This is a genomic window from Actinoplanes sp. NPDC048791 (assembly GCF_040650095.1).
In the GTDB taxonomy this organism is placed as follows: domain Bacteria; phylum Actinomycetota; class Actinomycetes; order Mycobacteriales; family Micromonosporaceae; genus Actinoplanes.
The window spans coordinates 1-6,438 of the sequence record NZ_JBEZGQ010000458.1 but is presented as its reverse complement, the minus strand read 5'-3'; the positions used below and the strand labels follow the sequence as shown (position 1 = coordinate 6,438).

Sequence of the window (6,438 nt, the reverse complement as noted above, 5' to 3'; positions counted from 1 at the left end):
GGACCGACCACCGGATCGACTGGCCGGGCTGTTGCACGAGCTCACCGCCCGGCTGCTCGGGGCCGACGACGTGCCGCAGGCGCTCGATCGCCTCGCCGCCTTCGCCGCCGGAGCCATTACCGGCACCGTGCGCTGCTCGGTGGCCCTGATCGGGGAGGGCGGCCCGCCGGTTGTCGCCGCCTCCGGGACAGCGGCCAAGGCGCTGGACGACCTCGAGTACGCCGGCGGCGACGGCCCGGGCCTGGAAGCGGCCCGGACCCGCGCTCTGGTGACCGCCCCCGACCTGCAGTCCGACCCGCGCTGGCCGCGGCTGGCGGAATGCGCCCGCTCGGAAGGTGTGCACAGCGTCGTGGCGATCCCGCTGGACGTGCAGCGCTCCTCGGTGGGGGCACTGAGCCTGTTCGTCGCCACCCCGGGCGGTCTCGACCCCGAGCTGCTGCTGACCGCGATGGCCATCGTCAACCAGGCCGAGCTGCTGCTCGGTGAGCTGGGCCGGCGCGAGGGGCTGCGCGAGGGCGCGACGGTCGACCGGGCCGCCGGGGTGATCATCGCCCAGCGGGGCTGCGGCGTGCAGGAGGCCTACACGGTGCTGCGGGAGACCGCCCAGCGTCTCGGCCTGGACCGGCGGGCCGTGGCGGAACGGCTGATCGCGGCGGCCGCCCGCAACGCCGAGGCCTGAGCCGGCCTACTTCTCGACGCGCTGGACGACCTCGAACTCCAGCAGGCTCGCGCCCGAGGCCACCGGGCGGCTGCGCTCACCGGCGTGGGCCGCCCGGCCCGAACCCGCCGACCACGCCTGGAAGTCCTCCTCGGTTTCCCAGCGGGTGTAGACGAAGTAGCGGGTCTCGCCGCCGACCGGGCGCAGCAATTCGAACCCCAGGAAGCCCGGGGCGTTCTCCACCGCGCCCTGCCGGGCGGCGAAGCGCTGCTCCAGCTCGGGGCCGGCGCCCTCGGGGACCTCGATCGCGTTGATCTTCACAACTGCCATACGAAGAAGGGTACGAGCGCCGGCTGCGCTCGTACCCTCCGGTGTCGTCCGCGGTCAGCGGGAGCTCTTGGTCTCCACCTCGGGACCCGCCCCGACCTCGCCGGGCACGCCGTTGCTGTGCTGCGCGGCCAGCGCGTCGTCGGCGCGCTGCTGCTGCGCCGAGCGCTGGGACAGCGGGATCTCCGGCAGGAACAGGACCACGATCAGGCCCAAAATCATCACGGCCGCCGCCAGCAGGAACACCACGTGGATGCCGTCGGAGAAGCCGACCTTGAACGGGTGCGACACCACGTCGGAGAGCCGGCCGAGGAACGAGGTGTCGTTCAGCGCGTCGCCGCTCTGGGCCTGCTGCAAGGTCTGCAGCTGACTCGGGTCGGACGCGACCGCCTGCTGGAACTCCGGCGTGCCCTGGGCCGACTGGTACGCCGAACTGATCTTGCCGCCGACGACGTTGAACAGCACGGACAGGAAGATCGCCGTGCCCAGCGTGCCGCCCATCGACCGGAAGAAGGTCACCGAGCTGGTGGCCACGCCGATCTCCCGCGGGGAGACCGCGTTCTGCACGGCGGTGATCATCGGCTGCATGTTGCCGCCCAGGCCGAGGCCCATGACCACCATGATCAGCATGGTCTTCCAGAGCGGGGTGTCGGCGCCGATGAGCGAGAACAGCCCGAGCGCGAGGAGCATCAGCGTGCTGCCGATGATCGGGAAGATCCGGTAGCGGCCGGTGCGGGCGATCAGCTGACCGGCGGCGATCGAGCCGGCCATGATGCCGATCACGAACGGGATCATCTGCAGGCCGGCCTCGGTGGCCGAGGAGCCCTTGACGATCTGCAGGTACAGCGGCACGGTCAGCAGGCCGCCGAACATGGCCATACCGATGATCGTGCTGGAGATCGAGCCGACCGCCACGGTCCGGTTGCGGAACAGCCGCAGCGGCAGCAGCGCCTCGTCCTTGTAGGCGCGCTCGGCCAGTATGAAGCCGACGATGCCGATGAGCCCGATCGCGTAGCAGCCCAGCGCCCGCGGTGAGTCCCAGCCCCAGCTGCGGCCCTGCTCCGCCACGGTGAGCAGCGGCACCAGGCCGACGATCAGCGCGACCGCGCCCGGCCAGTCGATCCGGTGGTCGGTCCGGGTGTGCGGCAGGTGCAGCACGCGCGCCACGACGAGCATGGCGGCGATGCCGATCGGCACGTTCAGGTAGAAGATCCAGCGCCAGCCGGTGATCCCCAGGATGGTGTCCTGACCGGCGAAGAAGCCGCCGAGCAGCGGGCCGATGACGCTGGCGGTGCCGAATACGGCGAGGAAGAAGCCCTGGTACTTGGCGCGCTCGCGGGGCGGCACGATGTCGCCGATGATCGCCAGGGCCATCGACATCAGGCCACCGGCGCCGATGCCCTGGATCGCCCGGAACGCGGCCAGCTCGTACATGCTCTGCGACATGCCGCAGAGCACCGAGCCGAGCACGAAGACGGCGATCGCGAACAGGAAGAAGCCGCGCCGGCCGTAGATGTCGGAGAGCTTGCCGTACAGCGGCGTCGAGATCGTCGAGGTGATCAGGAAGGCCGTGGTGGCCCACGCCTGCAGGTCGAAACCGCGCAGGTCGTCGGCGATGGTGCGGGTCGCGGTGGCCATGATCGTCTGGTCCAGCGCGGCCAGGAACATGCCCATCATGAGGCCGGCGAGGATGGTCAGGATCTGCCGGTGGGTGAATTCCGCCGACGGTTGCCCGGCGCCCGGAGCGCCCGCCGCGGGTCCCGTCCCCGCGGGTGCGGTGGTGCTGGAGTTACTCACGCGTTCTCCCGTGCTGGTACGGCTGGGTCGCAGCGCACGAGCGCCTCGACGGAGCTGTTGAATTCTTCGAATAAGTCGGCGAACGCACGCACCCGCTCGACCGGCCAGCCGCTGAGGGCTTTGCTGATCAGGTCGTTGCGTGCCTGGTGCAGCTGCAGGCAGGCCGCCAGGCCCTCCTGCGTGATGGCGAGGCGGGAGGCGCGGCCGTCGGCCGGGTCGGCCTCCCGGCGGGCGAGCCCGGCCTTGACCAGCTGGGCCGCCTGCCGGCTGATCGTGGACGGGTCTGCGCCCTTGACCTCGGCGAGGTCGGTGACGCGCATCGGGCCGAGGTGCCGGAGCGGGAACAGCAGCATGAGCGCGGAGAACTCGGCACCGAAGTCCCCCACGTGGAGCATGCCCTTGGCGCGCGCACCGAGCCGGGCGAATCGCACAAGTTGCTCGGCCAGCCGTCCGCCGGCCTGTTCGGCTTCACCTTCGGTCACCACTGCACCTCCCATCAAGATGCGTGCAGCGTACAACTTGTTGGTTGGTGAAAGCATTTCCGTTCACCCATCAGGCGGCGATTGTGGTGCGCATCTCCCACACGCCCGTGAGCAGTGACTCCGTCTCCTCCAGGGCGGCCGGGACGGGCACGACGTACTCGGCCACGCGGGTGAAGAGCCGCTCCGGGAAGTACCCCCGGCCGGGGTCGCCAACCAGGACCCGGGTGCCTTCGCGGCCGGCGCGACGCATCCGGGTGGCCATCCGGTCGGCGACGGTGCGGGTGTAGAAGACGTCGCCGGCCAGGATCACGTCCGCGGGCACGTCCGAGTCGGCTATGTCGAGCGCTCGGGTCTCGACGGCGACGCCGTTCGCGGCCGCGTTGCGGGCCGCGGCGGCCACCGCGAGCGGATCGACGTCCAGGGCCGTCACCCGGGACGCGCCGGCTTTCGCCGCGGCGATCGCCGCCACGCCGGAGCCGGACGCCACGTCGAGCACCGAGCGGCCCCGCACGATCTCGGGATGGTCCAGGACGTGCCGGGCGAGTGCCTGGCCACCGGCCCAGACGAACAGCCAGAACGGTGGCGGCACGTCGCTGCTGAACGCGCCGCCGGTGCCGTCGAACAACCCCACTTGGCCGTCGGCCAGATGCAGCGAGATCTCCGGAGTCAGCGGTACGGGCAGCAGCGTCGTTTCCACGCCCGGGATTCTTCGCCGTTGCCGCCCGGTCCGCGCGCTATTTGAGTTGCGTCACAGCACGCCGGCTACGCGGCCAGTTCGGCGGCCCGGCGCAGCAGCCCGCTCACCGACTCGGGCCCGTGCTGCTCGCCGGCCGCGGTCAGAACCGCGGTGACCGCCAGCTCCAGCGGGGTCCCCGTGCCGTCCTCGCGCAGCAGCTCCAGGAACAGCGCCCGCGTCTGGTTCGACGGCTCCACGCCCAGCCCCTCGGCCAGCTCACGCCGGCACCGGTCGTACGCCCGCAGCGCCGCCACCCGGTCCCCGGTCAGCCGATGCGCGGCCATCGCGATCGCCCAGCCCCGCTCGGCGACCGGATCCAGTCCCACCGCCCGGCCGGCCAGGGCCAGCGCCTCCCGTGGGTCACCGGCTGTGAGGGCGTGACCACCGGCGTCCAGCAGGGTCGCCACCAGTCGGGCCCGGTACTGCTCGCGGGCCTGGTCGGCCCAGTCGTGCTGCTCGACGTCCTCCAGCAGCGGGCGGGCGGCCACGTGGGCGGCGGCGGTCAGCGGGCGCAGGGCCCGGCCGGCCGTACGGCCCGAGGCGGCGGCGACCAGCTCGTCGAAGCGCGCCACGTCGACCCGGACCTGATCGGCGACCAGGGCGTAGCCGCCGTTGCGCGTGGTGATCACGGAGTCACGCGTCTGCCCGTCCGGGTCGAGTCGATGGCGCAAAAGGGACACATAACTCTCCACCGTGGCCTGATGGTTGGCCGGCGGCCGGCCGCCCCAGAGCAGTTCGGCCAGCTCCGCCTTGTGCAGGTCGCCACGCAGGGCGAGCAGTGCGAGGATGTGGCGGGGCTTGACGCCGCCGAAGTCGCGACCGGTCAGGCGTACGCCCCGGGTGCGGACCTCGAGCCGGCCGAAGAGCTGGATGTCGTACATGGCGTAAGACCCTGTACGGGCGACGGTCACGCGACAAGCGTCCGCCGCCTCGTTTGGCACCCCGAAAGCGAGGGGTGGGCTCCACCGAAGATACGAGTTATGGCGGCCGCTCGGACTCATCCCGTCGGCGCGCGTACCGAGCGATCGACGTGGCTCGCAGGTGCTGTCCGACTGTTGGTACGCCTTGGCTTCCGGCGCGGGACACATAGACTTCCAGCGCTGGCGGATCAGGAGGCATGAATGGGCGAGGCGATCACGGTGCTCGTGGTGGACGGGCATCAGACGTTCGCCGAGTTGCTCGGTGTGGCGTTGGCCGGGCAACCGGACCTGCGCTACGTGGGGCATGCGCGGACCGGCGAGCAGGCAATCCGGCTCGTCCAGGAGTTGCGGCCGAACGTGGTGCTGATGGATCCGGACCTTCCGGACGCCGACGGCATCGCGATCGCCGAGCTGCTGCGGCACCGCCAGCCCGACACCCGTTTTGTCGTGCTGACGGCGAACAACGAGTCCGCCCTGGTGGGCCGGGCCACGGCGGCCGGCGCCTCGGGTTTCCTGTCGAAGAACGGGCCCCTCGGCGACGTGCTCAACGCCGTCCACACCGCGCACGGCGGCGGCATGACGGTGTCGACCGACATCCTGGCCCGGCTGCTGCGCAGCACCACCCCGGTGGTCGGTCCGCGCGCCGGTGGGCTGACCGCCCGCGAGCACGAGGTGCTGGTGCTGATGGGCTCCGGGCTCGACCCGCGAGCCATCGCCCGGCGGCTCGGCATCAGCGTGCACACGTGCCGGGGCTATGTGAAAGCCGTGCTGGGCAAGCTCGGTGCGCACAGCCAGCTCGAGGCCGTCGCGGTGGCCACCCGGCGTGGGCTGCTCAGCCCCGAGCGTTCTAACGGAGAGTAATTCTCGCTCCTACTCATCCGTTAAGCCGCGGGATCCGTACTTCTCGCCGGAGCGCCTGTCGAAGATTGTCGGCGCCGGCGCGAGTTGGAGGACATCGCGTGGAACGTTCGATCGCCGATTCGTCCGATGTGTCCGTCGCGCTGGCGGAACTCGCGTCGACGTCGGGTGCCGACTGGGCCAACCGTGACAACGAATCGCTCTACCGCCGGACCGAATCCGAACCGGCACCCTACCGGCGACCACCCGCTGTGAACTCGTTCCGTAACGATGCTGATGAGGAAGACATGGCCGACTCCCCGAGCTGGAGTGCCTTCGGGTCACCCCGTACCGCTTCCCCGGCCGCGGACGTACCCGCCGCGGACCCGCCGGAGCCCGAGTACGGCCCGGCCCCGCCCGCCGGTCCCGGCCGCGCCTCCTTCGGCTTCACCGCCGGTCCGATCAGCGGCAACCACACCGGCAGCCACGCCATCATCGGCAACCACCAGGGCCGTCCCGCACCTGTCTCCGGCGCGCCGTTCCTGCCGCCGCCGGCGGGCCCCCCGCCGTACCCGGTCCGCTCGATGACCGGGGAGCAGGCGCCGGTCCAGACCCGGTCGGCGATGCACCACCTCCTCGAACTGCGGCAGCGAGCGGAAGTAGGCGATCAGCTGCTCGCAG

General features: G+C 71.5%; 7 protein-coding genes and 1 pseudogene. 3 read left to right on the top strand and 5 right to left on the bottom strand.

What is annotated here, in order from left to right:
• The first annotated feature begins 31 nt into the window (after positions 1-31).
• Positions 32-679, top strand: coding sequence for a GAF and ANTAR domain-containing protein (locus AB0C29_RS27890; RefSeq protein WP_360825964.1), 648 nt, complete (start codon positions 32-34; stop codon positions 677-679).
• Between the two features lie 6 nt (positions 680-685).
• Here AB0C29_RS27890 and AB0C29_RS27885 read toward each other — a convergent pair whose 3' ends face one another.
• From AB0C29_RS27885 to AB0C29_RS27865, 5 genes are all read right to left on the bottom strand, one after another.
• Positions 686-988: an antibiotic biosynthesis monooxygenase gene (locus tag AB0C29_RS27885; RefSeq protein ID WP_360554965.1), complete on the bottom strand. Its 303-nt coding sequence runs from the start codon at positions 986-988 to the stop codon at positions 686-688.
• 54 nt (positions 989-1,042) lie between these two features.
• Complete coding sequence (locus AB0C29_RS27880) at positions 1,043-2,782, bottom strand: MDR family MFS transporter (protein WP_360825962.1); 1,740 nt, start codon at positions 2,780-2,782, stop codon at positions 1,043-1,045.
• Entirely contained in the window at positions 2,779-3,264 is a 486-nt protein-coding gene (locus AB0C29_RS27875) for a MarR family transcriptional regulator (RefSeq protein ID WP_360825959.1), read from the bottom strand. Before AB0C29_RS27875 ends, AB0C29_RS27880 begins: the two co-directional genes overlap by 4 nt.
• Positions 3,265-3,334: 70 nt before the next feature.
• A complete protein-coding gene (locus AB0C29_RS27870; protein WP_360825954.1) occupies positions 3,335-3,961 on the bottom strand; it encodes a 50S ribosomal protein L11 methyltransferase in 627 nt (208 codons plus the stop codon).
• A gap of 65 nt (positions 3,962-4,026) precedes the next feature.
• Positions 4,027-4,911, bottom strand: coding sequence for a BTAD domain-containing putative transcriptional regulator (locus tag AB0C29_RS27865; protein ID WP_360825952.1), 885 nt, complete (start codon positions 4,909-4,911; stop codon positions 4,027-4,029).
• A 210-nt stretch (positions 4,912-5,121) separates the two neighbouring features.
• Here AB0C29_RS27865 and AB0C29_RS27860 point away from each other — a divergent pair, with 210 nt between their 5' ends.
• Positions 5,122-5,781 (top strand): response regulator transcription factor, encoded by a 660-nt coding sequence (locus tag AB0C29_RS27860; RefSeq protein WP_360825949.1) that lies wholly within the window; start codon positions 5,122-5,124, stop codon positions 5,779-5,781.
• 284 nt (positions 5,782-6,065) lie between these two features.
• A pseudogene (locus tag AB0C29_RS27855) lies at positions 6,066-6,438 on the top strand (hypothetical protein); the annotation flags it as partial.

What these genes read in the sequence shown, in the direction of transcription:
- AB0C29_RS27860 (WP_360825949.1), top strand. Translation starts at nt 5,122, where the DNA reads ATGGGCGAGGCGATCACGGTGCTCGTGGTGGACGGGCATCAGACGTTC.
- AB0C29_RS27885 (WP_360554965.1), bottom strand. Translation starts at nt 988, where the DNA reads ATGGCAGTTGTGAAGATCAACGCGATCGAGGTCCCCGAGGGCGCCGGC.